Here is a 16705-nt window from a genome sequence, read left to right on the forward strand (position 1 = left end):
GGAGCTTATTTATGGAGACATATATTTTATCACTAGATCAAGGCACAACGAGCTCAAGAGCCATTCTTTTTAATAAGAAAGGGGAGATCGTGCATTCCGCCCAAAAGGAATTCACACAATATTTCCCGCAGCCGGGATGGGTCGAGCATAACGCAAATGAAATTTGGGGTTCGGTCTTATCCGTTATTGCATCCGTTTTATCAGAATCTGGAATCACCCCTGATCAAATCGCCGGCATCGGAATCACAAACCAGCGGGAAACAACCGTTGTATGGGATAAAGATACCGGGAAGCCGATCTACAATGCGATTGTTTGGCAGTCAAGACAGACATCCGGCATCTGTGAGGAGCTTCGTGAAAAAGGCTATAGCGACACATTCCGAGATAAAACAGGACTCCTGATTGATCCGTATTTTTCCGGTACGAAGGTAAAATGGATCTTAGACAATGTAGACGGTGCAAGAGAAAAAGCCGAGAACGGTGAGCTGTTGTTCGGAACGATTGATTCGTGGCTGATTTGGAAAATGTCAGGCGGGAAAGCGCACGTGACTGATTTCTCTAATGCCTCCCGTACACTGATGTTTAACATATACGAATTGAAATGGGATGATGAACTGCTTGAGATTCTGGGCGTGCCGAAATCAATGCTTCCAGAAGTAAAGCCGTCCTCTCACGTATATGCGGAGACGATTGATTATCATTTCTTCGGGAAAAAAATTCCGATTGCCGGCGCTGCGGGCGACCAGCAATCCGCATTATTCGGGCAGGCGTGCTTTGAAGAGGGCATGGGAAAAAACACGTACGGAACCGGCTGCTTTATGCTTATGAACACCGGCGAAAAAGCAATTAAATCAGAGCACGGTTTGTTAACGACAATTGCATGGGGCATCGACGGAAAAGTTGAATACGCGCTGGAAGGCAGCATCTTTGTTGCAGGTTCTGCGATTCAATGGCTCAGAGACGGATTAAGAATGTTTCAGGATTCAGCGTCTAGCGAAACATATGCAAAGCGGGTTGATTCAACAGACGGCGTCTATGTGGTTCCGGCATTTGTCGGTTTGGGAACGCCGTATTGGGACAGCGATGTGCGCGGCTCCGTATTCGGATTGACGCGGGGAACGACAAAAGAACATTTTATCCGCGCTACACTTGAAGCGCTGGCGTATCAGGCGAAAGATGTGCTTGACGCAATGGAAGCCGATTCAAATATTTCATTAAAAACGTTGCGGGTAGACGGCGGCGCTGTTAAAAACAATTTCCTTATGCAGTTCCAGGGAGATATTTTAAATGTACCTGTCGAACGTCCGGAGATTAATGAAACCACTGCGCTTGGCGCGGCATATTTGGCAGGGATTGCTGTCGGCTTCTGGAATGACCGTTCAGAAATCGCCGACCAGTGGAGCCTGGATAAACGGTTTGAACCGGAAATGAAAGACGATCAGCGTAAAGAGCTTTACAGCGGCTGGCAAAAAGCTGTAAAAGCAGCTATGGCTTTTAAATAAATATTGAGTATGATATAATAAAAACAAGTTAATAATAACGGTCCTGAGATGAGGAGAGACCACAACACCAAAGTGCAGACATACGCTTTGGCTGTTGTGGTCTCTTTTACTATATACCGTGACAACTGGGAGGAACTTAAAAATGAATCAACAATTTTCAAGTCTTGAACGGGATAACATGCTTTCGGAAATGACAAAAAAGACATATGATTTGTTTATTATAGGCGGAGGAATTACAGGAGCGGGCACAGCACTGGACGCCGCTTCAAGGGGAATGAAAGTCGCGCTCAGCGAAATGCAGGACTTCGCGGCGGGAACATCAAGCAGATCGACTAAGCTTGTCCATGGAGGACTGCGTTACCTCAAACAATTCGAAGTTAAAATGGTTGCTGAAGTAGGAAAAGAACGGGCCATCGTATATGAAAACGGCCCGCATGTCACCACACCTGAATGGATGCTGCTTCCGTTTCATAAAGGCGGCACATTCGGATCATTCTCAACTTCTATCGGCTTGAGAGTGTACGACTTTTTAGCAGGCGTGAAAAAGGCGGAACGAAGAAGCATGCTGTCCTCTAAAGAAACTCTGCAAAAAGAGCCTTTGGTGAAAAAGGACGGTCTAAAAGGCGGCGGGTATTACGTTGAATACCGCACAGATGACGCGAGATTGACCATTGAAGTAATGAAAGAAGCCGTTAAATTCGGCGCCGAGCCTATGAACTATTCCAAAGTTAAAGAGCTTCTTTACGAAAAAGGAAAAGTAGTCGGCGTATTAATTGAAGATTTACTGACCAATAAAGAATATAAAGTGTATGCGAAAAAAGTCGTCAATGCGACGGGCCCATGGGTGGACCAATTAAGAGAAAAGGACCATTCCAAAAAAGGTAAGCATCTTCAGCATACGAAGGGAATTCACCTAGTATTTGACCAATCCGTATTCCCGCTAAAACAAGCGGTTTACTTTGATACGCCGGACGGCCGTATGGTGTTTGCGATACCAAGGGAAGGCAAAACATATGTAGGAACGACGGATACCGTTTATAAAGAAGCATTAGAGCATCCGCGTATGACGACTGAGGACCGCGATTATGTGATAAAAGCGATCCAATATATGTTCCCGGATTTAAATATCACAGAGAATGATGTGGAATCAAGCTGGGCGGGGCTTCGTCCGCTGATTCACGAAGAAGGAAAAGATCCTTCGGAAATTTCTCGTAAGGACGAGATATGGACATCAGAATCAGGTTTAATCACTATCGCCGGCGGAAAGCTGACCGGCTATAGAAAAATGGCTGAGCACATTGTCGATCTTGTAAGCAACCGCTTAAAAGAAGAAGGCGGAAAGGACTTCGGTTCTTGTAAGACGAAAACAATGCCGATCTCAGGCGGACATGTCGGCGGCTCTAAAAATCTTGCTTCCTTCGTTGATGCAAAAACAAAAGAAGGCGTCGCCATCGGTTTGTCTGAAAAGGATGCTAAGCAGCTTGCCATCAGATACGGTTCTAACGTAGAGAACGTCTTCAAAAGAGTCGAACCGATGAAAGAAGAAGCTGCCAAACGCCAGATGCCGGTTCATATCTTGGCTGAAGCTGCCTACAGCATTGAAGAAGAAATGGCAGCCACGCCTGCAGACTTTTTTGTCCGCAGAACGGGCAGATTGTACTTTGACATTCATTGGGTGGAAACGTATAAACATGCTGTTATTGAGTATATGAGCGACCGTTTCAACTGGGATGAGCAGACGAAAAACAAACACACACAACATCTGAATGAGCTGCTGCACGATGCCGTCGTGCCGCTTGATCAGTAAGAAAATTTGATGGGCTGTGCCTTAGTGGCACAGCCTGTTTTATCTTTTAGAAGATGAAATAAATGGCTATATATCCCATATATATCAGCCTCCGCAGTTAACAAGTGACACAGACAGCCGCTTCATATTAAAATAACTACATAAGATAATCATTAGGAGGACGAACATGAGCTGGAATAAGAGCTATGAGCGTTGGAAACAAACAGAAGAATTAGATCCCGAAATAAAACATTTGTTAGCTGATTTAGAGGGAAATGAGCAGGCGCTTGAAGACTGTTTCTACAAAAACCTCGAATTCGGAACCGGAGGCATGCGCGGAGAAATCGGAGCCGGCACGAACCGAATGAATGTATACACTGTCCGCAAAGCATCAGCGGGACTTGCCGCTTACATATTGCAGCAGGGAGAGGAAGCGAAAAAAAGAGGCGTAGCCATAGCATATGATTCACGCCACAAGTCACCGGAGTTTGCCATGGAGGCAGCAAAAACGCTTGCCACTCAAGGAATTCAGACATACGTGTTTGATGAGCTTCGCCCAACGCCTGAATTATCCTTCGCTGTCAGAGAACTGAAAGCTTATGCAGGGATTGTGGTCACAGCCAGCCACAACCCGCCGGAATACAATGGCTATAAAGTATACGGCGACGACGGAGGCCAGCTTCCGCCGCGTGAGGCTGATATCGTCATAGAGCAGGTAAATGCCATTGAAAACGAACTGACAATCAAAGTAGAAGACGAAAAAGTATTAAAAGAAAAAGGCTTGATTAAAATCATCGGTGAAGACATTGATAAAGTCTACACGGAAAAGCTCACTTCTATTTCCGTACATCCTGAATTGTCACGCGAAGTCGATGTGAACGTCATTTTCACACCGCTGCACGGAACAGCGAATAAACCGGTCAGACGCGGGCTTGAAGCGCTGGGATACAAAAATGTAACGGTTGTCGCAGAACAGGAGCTTCCTGATCCGAACTTTTCAACCGTCAAATCCCCTAACCCGGAAGAGCATGCGGCGTTTGAATACGCCATTAAGCTTGGAGAAGAGCAAAACGCTGATATCTTAATCGCCACAGATCCGGACGCCGACCGCCTTGGCATTGCCGTGAAAAACGATGAAGGCAAATACACAGTGCTGACAGGAAACCAGACAGGTGCGCTGCTGCTTCATTATTTGCTTTCCGAAAAGAAAAAACAGGACATCCTGCCTGACAACGGCGTCGTTCTCAAAACAATTGTCACCAGTGAAATGGGCCGTGATGTTGCTTCTTCATTCGGTCTGGATACCATTGATACTTTGACAGGCTTTAAATTTATCGGTGAAAAAATCAAAGAATACGAAACATCCGGCCAATATACATTCCAATTCGGATATGAAGAAAGCTACGGTTATTTGATCGGAGACTTTGCAAGAGACAAAGACGCGATTCAGGCCGCGCTTTTAGCGGTTGAAGTGTGCGCATTCTATAAGAAACAAGGAACATCGCTATATGAGGCTTTGATCAACCTTTTTAAAGAATACGGTTTTTACCGTGAAGGCTTACAATCATTAACACTGAAAGGGAAGCAGGGCGCTGAACAGATCGAATCGATACTGGCTTCGTTCAGAAGCAACCCGCCGCAGCAAATTGCCGGAAAACGAGTGGTGACAGCGGAAGATTACGCGGTCAGCAAACGAATGATCCTTGCGGAAAATAAAGAAGAGTCCATCGACCTTCCGAAATCAAATGTATTGAAATACTTCCTTGAAGACGGTTCTTGGTTTTGCCTTCGCCCGTCAGGAACAGAGCCGAAGGTTAAATTCTATTTTGCCGTAAAAGGCACTTCTACGGAAGACAGTGACCAGCGTCTTGCCGCACTTTCAGAAGATGTGATGAAGACAGTAGACCGAATTGTACAAGAAACATCAGCGAAATAAACCATGCAAATCACCAGCTTCCGGCTGGTGATTTTTTTATTCAGCCAAAAGTCTGAAAAAATTCATCCTATAAGAGAAGAAAAAATGTGCTAATAACTGGTATAATAACAAGTACTAGAAGTAAAGCCGGAGTGAGAGAAGTGAGCAAACCAAGGGTGGAGAAATTAAGAACGTTAAAAACCATTGCGGAAACCTTGAACCTATGTCAAGGTCACACTTGATGAGGTGTTAAAAGAATTGCTTAGCTTGACCGGGCTTCAGTCAGGATGGGTATTCCTGATAGACGGAGAAGGCTCCTATACATTAGCAGCGGATGCATATTTGCCTCCGGCTTTAAGCCATAAACAAAATGTGCTGATGTGTGAAGGTGGTTGCTATTGTCTGAATAAATTCAGGAACGGGAGCCTTACAAGGGCTGCCAATATAATGAACTGCAAGCGGATTGAATTGGCGGAACAATTAAACTGTTTTGACACAGAGGGCATCACCCATCATGCAAAGGTTCCGCTTGAAGGCGGCGGGCGAAGCTTCGGACTGCTGAACGTTGCCGCGGCGGGAAAAACCTTATTCGACGAGGATGAGCTTCACCTGCTTGAGGCTGTTGCTTTTCAGATCGGAACGGCGATACAGCGAATGAAACTGGCCGAATATGAACAAAAAAACGCTCTCTTAATGGAGCGTAACCGCCTTGCTCAGGATCTTCATGATTCAGTCAACCAAATGCTGTTTTCCGTCAGTTTAACGGCAAAAGCGGCAAAATCATTAACAAAAGACAAGACACTTCAGGATATGATCGATTTTATCCAAACCTTATCACAAGACGCCCTTGCAGAAATGAAGTCACTCATCTGGCAGCTCCGCCCTGAAGGACTTGAAAAGGGATTGCCTTCAGCCGTAAAAAGCTACGGAACGCTTATCGGGCTGACCGTTAATGTCAAGCAGACAGGGAGCCTGTCCTCTCTCTCCGATGAACAAGAGCTTATGCTGTGGCGGATCGTGCAGGAGGCGCTTAACAATTGTAAAAAACATGCCGGGACGGATACGGCATATGTGTATATTGCTTTACGCGGTAAACAGATTGCACTTGAAGTCATTGATCATGGCAGCGGTTTTTGTGCGGAGGCGCATGACGGGCTGCCTTCCCTAGGGATTAAGGGAATGAAGGAGCGTGCTGAAACCAGAGGCGGCCGATTTGCGATACACTCAGAGCTCGGAGCGGGCACGGTCATTTCTGTCAGCCTCCCGCTTAGTGAACAGAAGGGAAGGACAATGTGATGAGAATTGTGATTGCGGATGATCACCATATCGTACGAAAAGGGCTTCGATTTTTCTTTGCAACCCAGAAGGATATTGATGTTGTCGGTGAGGCCTCAACCGGGACTGAGGCTCTCCGCGTGATAGAGCAAACCAAACCGGATCTTGTGCTGATGGATTTATCCATGCCTGATATGGATGGAATCGAGGCGACAAAAAAAGCGGCAGCGCTTTTTCCAAGCATCAGTATTATTATCTTAACGAGTTATTCTGATCAGCAGCATGCGATTCCGGCCCTTCAGGCGGGTGCAAAAGCTTATCAGCTGAAAGATACAGAGCCTGAGGAATTGGTGAAAACACTGCGGCAGGTACATTCGGGAGAATATAAGCTCTCAAGTGCTATTATGCCCCATGTGCTGACACATATGAGGACACAACATGAACCGGAGAAGGAAAAGTACTATCAGCTGACAAGACGGGAAAAAGATGTTTTGATGGAGATTGCCAGCGGAAAAAGCAATAAAGAGATAGCCGCTTCCTTGTTTATTTCAGAAAAAACAGTCAAAACGCATGTGTCAAATCTTTTAGCTAAGCTTGATGTTGCAGACCGCACACAAGCGGCACTTTTTGCAGTCAAGTATCATTTGAATGGGGAGATGACGAATTGAATATATTAGTGATTAACGGAACCGCAAGAAAACAGGGCAGAACAAGAATTGCCGCTTCATATATCTCAGCTTTATACAACACCGGGTTGATTGACTTAAGCGAATACATATTGCCGATTTTTAATGGGGAAGCAGAGCAGTTTGAAATTGAGCGTGTTCAGCAGCTTAAACAGCGTGTAAAAGAGGCCGACGCGGTTGTTTTATTATCGCCTGAATATCATAGCGGCATGAGCGGAGCATTAAAAAATGCGATAGACTTCCTGAGCAATGAACAATTTAAATATAAGCCTGTGGCATTATTGGCAGTGGCAGGAGGCGGAAAAGGCGGTATCAATGCCTTGACGAATATGCGCACAGTCATGCGCGGAGTATACGCCAACGTCATTCCGAAGCAGCTTGTGCTTGATCCCGTCCATATTGATTATGATAATGCCGCGGTAACAGAAGAGATGGAAGTCAGTATAAAAGAATTAATGGAAGAACTGAAAATGTTCGCAAAAGCAGGAAATCCCGGCATCTGATATGCCGGGATTTTTTTATGTCAAAAGTGCCAATTGATCTTGATAAGTCAGTTCTGTGGCATGGTCAATATAACGGAGAAGAGAGTACAGTTCCTTTTCAAGAACACCATAATCATGTTCAAAGTGGTACGCGTGCAGAAAATGCTCAATACGTTTTGACAATAAATCGTCTTCTGTGCGCACCATTAAAATCAATAAGTTATCCCACTGTGAACGATGAGTGTAATATAACGCTTTATCATAATCCGCATAATTCAACTGAATCGCTTCTCCTTTCTTGTGAGAAGTTCGTGTTTAGTTTATGCAGCGGATGATTTTATTGACCGGGGAAAAGTTGGCGTTTGCGTCAGTAGCGGAGTAGCAATATGAGGGAGACATAAAAATCAATGCGTTTTACATGAATGCCGGATGGAAATTGGGAAACCCTATGACATGACATAAATCTAGGCACAGGAGAATTTGAAAATGAAATCACTTCCGTATACCATTGCCCTTCTTTTTTGCGGCCTTTTGATCGTTTCCATTGCTGCGAAAGGGTACTCAACAAATCCGAATGAGTCAGTGCAGAAGTGGGAGCAGCTCGCCTGGAGCAAGCTTCAGGATGAATATAAGGGCGCTTCTTTATCTGATTATGCTTATATGGGGCGAACTGAGGTTAATGATGAACAGACAAAAGACGTCTTTCGTGTGACGGTCAGCCGGAATAAAGAAACATTTTCTGCTCATGCAGAGGTCTATTTTCATCCGGTGACAAAGCATATGATCAGCATCAACGTCTTTCGGCTGTAAGACAATGAAAAAACTGTACAGCCCTAAGGCCATACAGTTTGAACCGTTTATAAATAACGTTTTGCTCCGAGGTAGCGCTGTTTCCAATAGGAATTGCTCATCTTTGAGATGACGACGCCTGAATCGTTGGCATTAATAAATTCGCCGTTTCCGAGATAAATGCCGACATGAGAAGGGCCCGCCGCATACGTTGTGAAAAAGACAAAGTCGCCGACTGCCGGCTGGCTGACCGGTTTCATGACATTCCAATAACCGGCCGCTGTTAACCTGGAGACAGAAGTGACTTTATTTAGTGCATAATAGATAAAGCCGCTGCAGTCAAAACCTGAAGGCGTTGTGCCGCCCCAGCGGTAAGGCACTCCTAATTGTTGTTTGGCAGCCGCAATCATTTGGTTAATCTTCGTGCTTCTTGAGCCTGTGCTTGTTGAAGGCGAAGATGTAGAAGGAGTGGAAGCCGTGCCTGAAATCGTTAATTTCTGGCCGACTTGCAGCACATCTGTTTTCAGATTGTTTTTATCGCGGATCTGCTGGGCGGTCACATTGTACTTTTGCGCGATCACCCAGAGAGAGTCGCCGCTTTTTACAGTATAAACCGTTGTCTTCCCTGAACCGGTATTCTTCGACGGTGAAGTTGAAGAATTCGATGATGTGCCTGAAAGCTGCAATACTTGTCCGACTTGAAGCACATCTGATTTTAAATTGTTGCTGTTTCTGATTTGCTGAACGGAGACATTATGCTGATTGGCGATTTTCCAGAGAGAGTCTCCGCTTTTGACTATGTATTTAGTTGATGATGACGGCTTCGTCTTTGATGAACTGTTTGAGCTGGAACTTGTTTTATCAGAAGCCGTTCCTTTTATTTTTAATACTTGCTTCACATAAATGGTATCTGATTTTAAATTGTTCAAAACCTTTAATTCGCCGATGGACATATTGACTTTGTTTGCGATTTTCCAAAGTGAATCGCCGAGCTGAACCGTATAAGTGCCTGAAGCTGACGTTTTTTTGTTGCTCTGGGACGATTTGTTTGTGCTTGATTTGGAATTGGAAACGGTTCCTGAAACCTTTAATTTTTGTCCTGCACGAATGAGATCGCTGCTAAGCCCGTTTAGTTTTTTAAGTTCCTGAACAGACATTTTAAAATCGCTTGCAATCAGCCACAGCGAATCGCCGTTTTTGACTGTGTACACAGAATTTCCGCTTTTGGCTGATGATGAAGAGGTAGATGAGCTTGATTTTCCGTTTGGAATGTCGAGTGTTTGTCCGATCGACAGCACCGTGCTCTTCAGATGATTTGCAGACTTAATTTTGTCAATGGTTGTATTGTAGTTTTGAGCAAGTTTCCATAAAGAATCCCCGCTTTTTACCTTAATGGTTTGTGCCTCTGCCGGTGTTACAGCAATGGTTGTGCCTACGATCGCGGATGCTGTTAACCCTGCCGCTAGTTTCTTTTTCATATGAATCTCCTTTTCCCCCATGAAAAGTATTTTGCTTTTTTCTTAAAACAATGTCCCTTATTTATTTTTAAGATAATTTTAAGGAAAAAACAATCATTATTTTTATTATCGGCTGGATAAGCATTTCATTTCGTCTTTTTTGACAGATCGGTTATATTTTCCTATGTTATGTTTGAAAAAAATACATAAAAAAAGAAGGAAACGCGTTCCTTCACTCACTTTAACAATCGCATGATGTCCTGCTTGTTTTTGACTAAATCGCCCAGTGTGTACTTGTCCAGCACTGAGAGATATGCCAGAAGCGCTTCATTGAATACATGCTTCAAACCGCAAACCGGAGAAATAATACAAAGATTCTTACCCGAATCAAAGCATTCGACAATATTAAAGTCATCTTCCGTTTTTCGGACTACCTCTCCGATGTTGATATCTTCAGGTGCCATACCTAAACGTATGCCGCCGCCCCGGCCGCGGATGGTTTCCACATAACCAAGCTGGCCGAGCTGGTAAATGACTTTCATCAGGTGGTTTTTTGAAATTGAATACGTTTCTGCGATTTGTTTTATATTGCAAAGATCTTCTGTATGTTGGGTGGCCAAGAAAATCAAGACCCGTAAAGAGTAGTCTGTATAATTTGTTAATTTCATAATATGACCTCGAAATAAGAGATTTCTTCTATCTTATCATATTCTATTATAAAATGAAAAAAAAGGAATTAAGCCAAAACAGGCATAAAAAAAGAGTGAGCCGATAAGCTCACTCTTTTTGATTAGGATAAGTGATTCGGTGGTTCTTGATTTCCAGACTCATTCGGCCGCTTTTGTTTACTTATTTCGGTGTTTTGAATTTTGCGGTCGATCTTTGCTAAATAGTTAGCAGCGAAGTCTTTTCCGCCAAGTCCAAACGATAAGCCGAATGCGAGAGCAAACCCGCCCAGCACAATAATAAACGCTGAATTGACTATTGTAGCTGCCACTCCGAGCTGGTCAAGAGCCATAAAGAACGACAAGGCGATAATGGTATACTTCGTGATCGCTGCCAATGATTTGAATTCCTGCCCTTTGATCACGCTGGCCAGCAGTTTGCTGACAAGCTGTCCGGCATAAAGGCCGAGTGCGAGAATAAAGACAGCGACAAATACATTCGGCAAATAGGCAATGATTCCTGTTGCGATCACCACGAGGAAGTGAAGCTGAACAATTTGCAGCGCCTCGGCTGTAAACAGCAGAATGACAACAATTTGAGCAATCATGCCGACGATTTGCGCGAGCGATAATTTCGCCGGTTCCTGAGTTCCGAGGCCCATTTTTCCTAATAATGAGTTAAAGCCTGTCCGGTGCAGGAGTCCCGCAACCATCGTATTCACCCATTTTCCGACCCAAATTCCGGCCAATATGAGGACAATAGCGATAATGATATTAGGAAGCATGGTCAGTACGTTATTCAGCATAGCGACGGCAGGCCCGGATATACCCGCGATATCAAGCTGGTCAAGAGCTGAAATGACAACCGGAATTAAAATGAGCACATACGCGATCGTGCCGATGATAGCTGAAAGGCTTGTGTCTTTTAAGTAAATAGACAGTCCCATACGCGCAGCCATCCGTTCTGTGCCTATGCTGGCAAGGAAATTTGTGATGATGTCACGAACAATACGCGCGATGAGCCAGCCGATTAAGACGATAAGGGCCGCTGCGAATAATTTCGGCAGGAATGAAAGCACGCTTTCCATCATTCCCGTAAACGGACCTGATATGCCGCTGATTTGAAGCGCGGATAAGACACCAGGCAAAAAGACCAGCAAAACGAGATAAAAAACAATTTGTGACGCCGTGTAGACAGCCTGATGTATATCTTTTCCTTCTGAAATCAAATTCCACTGGCGCAGCTTTTCAGCGATATGCATTTTCGTGCCGAGTTTTTTCACAAGATAGCTCAGCACTGAAGCGACTGCCCAGCCGAGTAATAGAATCAATCCAGCCTTCAACACGCTCGGAACCGCTGCAGCAATGGCAGAAAGCATGCTGACAAACGGCGAAGCGACGGCAGTCAGATGCAGAATGTTAAAGAATAAAATGAATACAATGATTAATGCGATAAAGTAAACGACTTTGCTGATGACTTTTTCTGATGAATAGCGGGCTGGTTTTTTGTCCGCAAACAGTTTGTCATCCATTTTCGTTTTTTGGAGCCCTTTGTAAACCCCTTTTTCGATGGCTTTGGCAATGGCCCAGCCGATGAGTAAAACGAGTAAAGCGATGATTAGGTTTGGTAATTTACTGAGAGAAGAACTAAGCATGTCAGCAACATTCAATGGGTATCGCTCCTTTTTGAAAAAGTTATATGCGTGTTTTACCCACTCGGATATTTAGCAAACCACTTGAGTGTGTTTCCTTATTTATCCTTCCAGTTCTTGATAGCCCCTAAAGAAAGTTCTTTTTCACATTTCATCTTTTGACAGGATGGCTCATACATTATAGATAAGTCCAAGTAGGGGGGATTCGGTTGAACGTGGAGGAAAAGAAGGATTTGCAGCGGGCAATTGAGGAAATTACCGAAATTGCAAAGGGATTCGGCCTTGATTTCTACCCGATGAGATATGAAATTTGTCCAGCGGAAATTATTTATACATTTGGAGCGTACGGCATGCCTACAAGATTCAGCCACTGGAGCTTCGGCAAGCAGTTTCACAAAATGAAGCTGCATTATGACCTTGGATTAAGCAAAATTTATGAACTGGTCGTCAATTCAGATCCATGTTACGCCTTTTTACTGGACAGTAATGCGCTGATCCAAAATAAATTGATTGTCGCTCATGTGTTAGCCCATTGTGATTTTTTCAAAAACAATTGCCGTTTTCAAAATACGAAGCGGGACATGGTTGAGAGCATGGCGGCAACGGCTGAGCGTATCAAATATTATGAACGGGTTCACGGAACAAAGGAAGTAGAATCCTTTCTAGATGCTATTCTCGCGATTCAGGAGCATATAGATCCGTCACTTGTGCGCCCGAAGCTGTTGTGGAGCATGGATGATGAGGAAGAAGAGGAGAGAGCGGCAGCCACCCCGTACGATGATCTTTGGGGATTGGATGAAAAAAAGAAAACACAAGAGAAAAGAAAAGTGAAAAAGCATTTTCCTCCCCAGCCTGAAAAGGATATCCTGCTCTTTATTGAAGAGCATTCGCGTGAGCTTGAACCGTGGCAGCGTGATATTTTGACAATGATGAGGGAGGAAATGCTCTACTTTTGGCCGCAGCTTGAGACAAAAATTATGAATGAAGGCTGGGCTTCCTATTGGCATCAAAGAATCATCCGCGAGCTTGATTTAACCTCTGATGAGTCCATTGAATTCGCAAAGCTGAACGCCGGCGTTGTCCAGCCGTCCAAAACGGGCATTAACCCATATTATTTAGGGTTGAAAATCTTTGAAAATATAGAAGAAAAGTATAATAACCCGACCGAAGAGATGAAAAAAATTGGAGTGAAGCCGAATTCGGGCCGGGAAAAAATGTTTGAAGTCAGAGAAATAGAATCGGATATATCGTTTATCCGCAATTACTTAACGAAGGATTTAGTCATGAGAGAGGACCTGTACTTATTCCAAAAGCAGGGAAGAGATTACAAAATTGTTGATAAGGAATGGCAGTCCGTCCGTGATCAGCTTGTCAGCATGCGGGTTAACGGAGGATTTCCATATTTAACTGTCAATGACGGAGATTACTTGAAAAACAATGAGCTTTATATTAAGCATTGGTACGAAGGAATCGAATTGGATTTGAAATACTTGGAGAAGGTCCTTCCCTACTTGTATCAGCTGTGGGGCAGAAGCGTTCACATTGAATCGATTCTTGAGGATAAGCCGGTGATGTTCTCTTATGACGGAAAAGGGGTGCATCGGCGGTATTTATAAAGTAAAAAAGGATGCAGGCAGCCTGCATCCTTTTTTTATGTTATTTTCCAGTTTTTAAGATCTTAAAAATCTTTTTCGCCTGGTCCGTGTTGTTGATCAGCCCGGCGAATTTTTCTTTTCCTGGTCCGTACGCATAGACGGGAACCTCTTCACCGGTGTGGTCAGTACTTGTCCAGCCGCTGTTAGAACGGGTGTTGAAAAGCTTGATGATCGCTTTGTAGGCGCCTTTGTTCTGATCAGCTTGAGCGGCTGCTTCGACAGTTTTTATTTCCTCCGCGGTAAATGTAAGATCAGTATAGCGGGAAAGCACATCCTTAGCAGGTTTTCCCTCGGCTATCTTCTTCGCCATAAATTCAGGAGTCCGCTTCGCCGCTAAAATTGGTTTGGCGTGCCAATTTTTTTCGCTGTTTGCGCCGATTGTAAAACCTCCGGTCGTATGGTCAGCAGTTGCGATGACAAGGGTGTGCTTATCTTTTTTTGCGAACTGAATCGCAGCTTTATAAGCTTTTTCAAAATCCTTCACTTCACTCATTGCTCCGACAACATCATTATCATGTGCGGCCCAGTCGATTTGGCTGCCTTCCACCATTAAGAAAAATCCTTTTTTGTTTTGATTAAGACGGTCAATAGCCGAACTTGTCATGTCTTCAAGCGACGGAGTCTGGCTGTCACGGTCTAAGGCTTTCGCAAGCCCTCCATCGGCGAATAATCCAAGGATCTGTTTATTTTTATCTTTTTTTAATTCATGCTTTGTCGTTACATAACTATAACCGGTTTTCTTAAATTCTTCCGTTAAGTTTCTGTCTTTGCGGTTGAAATATGTTTTTCCGCCGCCAAGCAAGACGTCGATTTTTTGTTTTCCGTTGATTTTATCATCAAAATAGCTATTTGCGATTTGATTCATATTTTTTCTTGATTCATTATGTGCGCCGTATGCTGCTGGGGTGGCGTGGTTGATTTCAGAGGTTGCGACAAGTCCGGTCGATTTTCCTTGCTCTTTTGCTTCCTCAAGCACGGATTTAACTCTTTTTTTGTTTTTGTTTACGCCGATCGCGTTGTTATACGTTTTGACGCCGGTTGAGAGAGCAGTGCCTGCCGCCGCCGAATCTGTAATATTGTAATCCGGATCATCAGGGTAAGTCATCATCATGCCGGTAAGGTTAGGATCAAATTCGGTGAGTTTCATATCGTTCGGGGTCTTGCCGTTATTCTTCAGAGAGCGGTAGGCGTTTATGTATGGCGTTCCCATACCGTCTCCAATCATCACAATGACATTTCTGATTTCGTTCTTGTCTTGTTTTTTGGCGTCCGCTTTTTCTGCCTGCTGAAACTCAATACCGGTGAAAATTCCGGCTGTCAGCACTGAAACAGCAGCAAGCGGCAGGAGCTTGGCTTTCACATTTTGAAAAAATTTCATCGTCCGAATGCCTCCTTTGGTTATTGTTCTGCACGTATTATGGTAGCGAAACTTTGTTAAATACGGCTTTCGTTTGTATAAAAAGCAGGTAAATCATTGTTAGAAATTGTAAAGGTGAGATACTTTTTTATCTTTCCGTATATCAGGGAAAAGCATTCGTTTTTTTCATTAAGATGTGAGTGCAGGAGAAAAATATTGGAGAAAACGAAAATGCCAGATAGAGGCTTTGACATGCTGGCAAATGAGAAGTTCTCTTCATAAAAGATACAATTTTTGGACTGCTCATACTGACTAGAAGGTTATGTGATGTTTTCGAATTCCCTTATCTCTTCCTTCTTTTTGATATATTTCTAAATATAGAGATTGAAAGAAAAATAACATGACAAACAGCCGTAGTTTTTGTCACTTTTGAAATGAAATTGAAATATTTTGTACCCTTAAAAACTTTTTTTAAAAACGAATTAGTAAGAAATTTGTCACAGGAAGTCAAGTCTATTTCTATTGGGAATCTATCCTTATAATAGAAAACAGATAAATGATCAAAAAGACAATGAATGAGATAGGTATATATAGGGAGGAAATCATGAAAAAGCAAATTATAACAGCTACAACAGCAGTAGTTTTGGGGTCAACTTTGTTTGCAGGAGCGGCGTCTGCACAAAGCGTCAAAGTGAAAAAAGGCGATACATTATGGGGATTGTCCAAGAAATATGGCACATCTATCAACAGCATTAAATCAGAAAACAAATTAAAATCAGATATCATTTACATAGGACAAACGTTATCCGTTAACGGCAAATCGTCCTCAACAAGCTCAAGCAGCAGTTCATCATCATCATCTACTTATAAAGTAGTGAGTGGTGACAGTCTTTGGAAAATTTCGAAAAAATACAGCATGACAATTAACGAATTGAAAAAATTAAACGGCCTAAAAACAGATTTAATCCGCGTCGGCCAGGTTCTTAAAGTGAAGGGCTCAAGCTCAAGTTCAAACCAAAGCTCGTCAAATGTTTCTGCATCAAAACCGTCTACATCATCAGGCAGCAACGTGTCATCAACGTCACTTAATGTAAGCAAGCTTGTATCTGATGCAAAAGCGCTCACTGGCACTCCGTATAAATGGGGCGGAACAACTACTTCTGGTTTTGATTGCAGCGGATTTATCTGGTACTTGCTGAATAAACAAACAAACGTGGGCAGAACAAGCACTGCGGGATACTGGAGTTCTATGAAGAGCGTATCAAGCCCGTCTGTCGGCGACTTTGTTTTCTTTACAACATATCAAGCAGGCCCTTCTCACATGGGTGTGTATATCGGAAACAACAAGTTCATCCATGCAGGATCTGATGGCGTGCAGACAAGCGATCTGAACAACAGCTATTGGAAACCTCGTTATCTTGGCGCAAAACGTTTCTAATTGCCTTTTGAAACCCGTTCATTGAACGGGTTTTTTATTATTACAT

13 protein-coding genes and 1 pseudogene are annotated in these 16705 nt (G+C 43.5%); 9 read left to right on the plus strand and 5 right to left on the minus strand.

Translation table 11 applies throughout. The features are described 5' to 3' along the window. Positions 1-11: 11 nt before the first annotated feature. The 6 genes and pseudogenes from glpK to AXI57_RS13950 all read left to right on the plus strand — a co-directional run bounded on the left by glpK (position 12) and on the right by AXI57_RS13950 (position 7667). Entirely contained in the window at positions 12-1502 is a 1491-nt protein-coding gene (gene glpK, locus AXI57_RS13925; protein ID WP_003327832.1) for a glycerol kinase GlpK, read from the plus strand. A gap of 142 nt (positions 1503-1644) precedes the next feature. Next, positions 1645-3309 (plus strand): glycerol-3-phosphate dehydrogenase, encoded by a 1665-nt coding sequence (gene glpD, locus AXI57_RS13930; protein WP_003327831.1) that lies wholly within the window; start codon positions 1645-1647, stop codon positions 3307-3309. 166 nt (positions 3310-3475) lie between these two features. After that, positions 3476-5224, plus strand: a complete 1749-nt coding sequence (locus AXI57_RS13935) for a phospho-sugar mutase (RefSeq protein WP_061670410.1) — start codon at positions 3476-3478, stop codon at positions 5222-5224. Positions 5225-5364: 140 nt separating this feature from the next. Next, positions 5365-6499 (plus strand): annotated as a pseudogene (locus tag AXI57_RS13940) (GAF domain-containing sensor histidine kinase). Beyond that, positions 6499-7146, plus strand: coding sequence for a response regulator (locus AXI57_RS13945; protein WP_061670411.1), 648 nt, complete (start codon positions 6499-6501; stop codon positions 7144-7146). The pseudogene AXI57_RS13940 and the gene AXI57_RS13945 overlap by 1 nt, the downstream one beginning before the upstream one ends. After that, complete coding sequence (locus AXI57_RS13950) at positions 7143-7667, plus strand: NADPH-dependent FMN reductase (RefSeq protein WP_003327827.1); 525 nt, start codon at positions 7143-7145, stop codon at positions 7665-7667. Before AXI57_RS13945 ends, AXI57_RS13950 begins: the two co-directional genes overlap by 4 nt. 15 nt (positions 7668-7682) lie before the next feature. Here AXI57_RS13950 and AXI57_RS13955 read toward each other — a convergent pair whose 3' ends face one another. Continuing rightward, positions 7683-7925 carry a YhdB family protein gene (locus AXI57_RS13955; RefSeq protein ID WP_003327825.1) on the minus strand — a complete coding sequence of 81 codons (243 nt, stop codon included), beginning with the start codon at positions 7923-7925 and terminating at the stop codon, positions 7683-7685. Between the two features lie 207 nt (positions 7926-8132). On the opposite strand from AXI57_RS13955, the gene AXI57_RS13960 reads away from it, so the two are divergent. Next, positions 8133-8456 (plus strand): YqzG/YhdC family protein, encoded by a 324-nt coding sequence (locus AXI57_RS13960; RefSeq protein ID WP_003327824.1) that lies wholly within the window; start codon positions 8133-8135, stop codon positions 8454-8456. Positions 8457-8503: 47 nt separating this feature from the next. Here AXI57_RS13960 and lytF read toward each other — a convergent pair whose 3' ends face one another. The 3 genes from lytF to AXI57_RS13975 all read right to left on the minus strand — a co-directional run bounded on the left by lytF (position 8504) and on the right by AXI57_RS13975 (position 12227). Continuing rightward, on the minus strand, positions 8504-9913 hold the full coding sequence (gene lytF, locus AXI57_RS13965) for a peptidoglycan endopeptidase LytF (RefSeq protein WP_061670412.1): 1410 nt from the start codon (positions 9911-9913) through the stop codon (positions 8504-8506). 215 nt (positions 9914-10128) lie between these two features. Beyond that, entirely contained in the window at positions 10129-10560 is a 432-nt protein-coding gene (gene nsrR, locus AXI57_RS13970; protein ID WP_003327822.1) for a nitric oxide-sensing transcriptional repressor NsrR, read from the minus strand. A 122-nt stretch (positions 10561-10682) separates the two neighbouring features. Then, the gene (locus tag AXI57_RS13975) at positions 10683-12227 is read right to left on the minus strand and encodes a mechanosensitive ion channel (protein WP_061670413.1); all 1545 of its coding nucleotides are present in this window, start codon (positions 12225-12227) and stop codon (positions 10683-10685) included. A 191-nt stretch (positions 12228-12418) separates the two neighbouring features. Here AXI57_RS13975 and AXI57_RS13980 point away from each other — a divergent pair, with 191 nt between their 5' ends. Further along, on the plus strand, positions 12419-13825 hold the full coding sequence (locus tag AXI57_RS13980) for a SpoVR family protein (RefSeq protein ID WP_061670414.1): 1407 nt from the start codon (positions 12419-12421) through the stop codon (positions 13823-13825). 40 nt (positions 13826-13865) lie between these two features. On the opposite strand, the gene AXI57_RS13985 is transcribed toward AXI57_RS13980, so the two are convergent. After that, on the minus strand, positions 13866-15242 hold the full coding sequence (locus AXI57_RS13985; RefSeq protein ID WP_061670415.1) for an alkaline phosphatase: 1377 nt from the start codon (positions 15240-15242) through the stop codon (positions 13866-13868). Positions 15243-15825: 583 nt separating this feature from the next. Here AXI57_RS13985 and AXI57_RS13990 point away from each other — a divergent pair. Further along, positions 15826-16659 carry a C40 family peptidase gene (locus AXI57_RS13990; protein ID WP_003327818.1) on the plus strand — a complete coding sequence of 278 codons (834 nt, stop codon included), beginning with the start codon at positions 15826-15828 and terminating at the stop codon, positions 16657-16659. The last annotated feature ends 46 nt before the right edge of the window (positions 16660-16705 follow it).

The sequence above is a fragment of the Bacillus atrophaeus genome, assembly GCF_001584335.1.
GTDB lineage: Bacteria > Bacillota > Bacilli > Bacillales > Bacillaceae > Bacillus > Bacillus atrophaeus.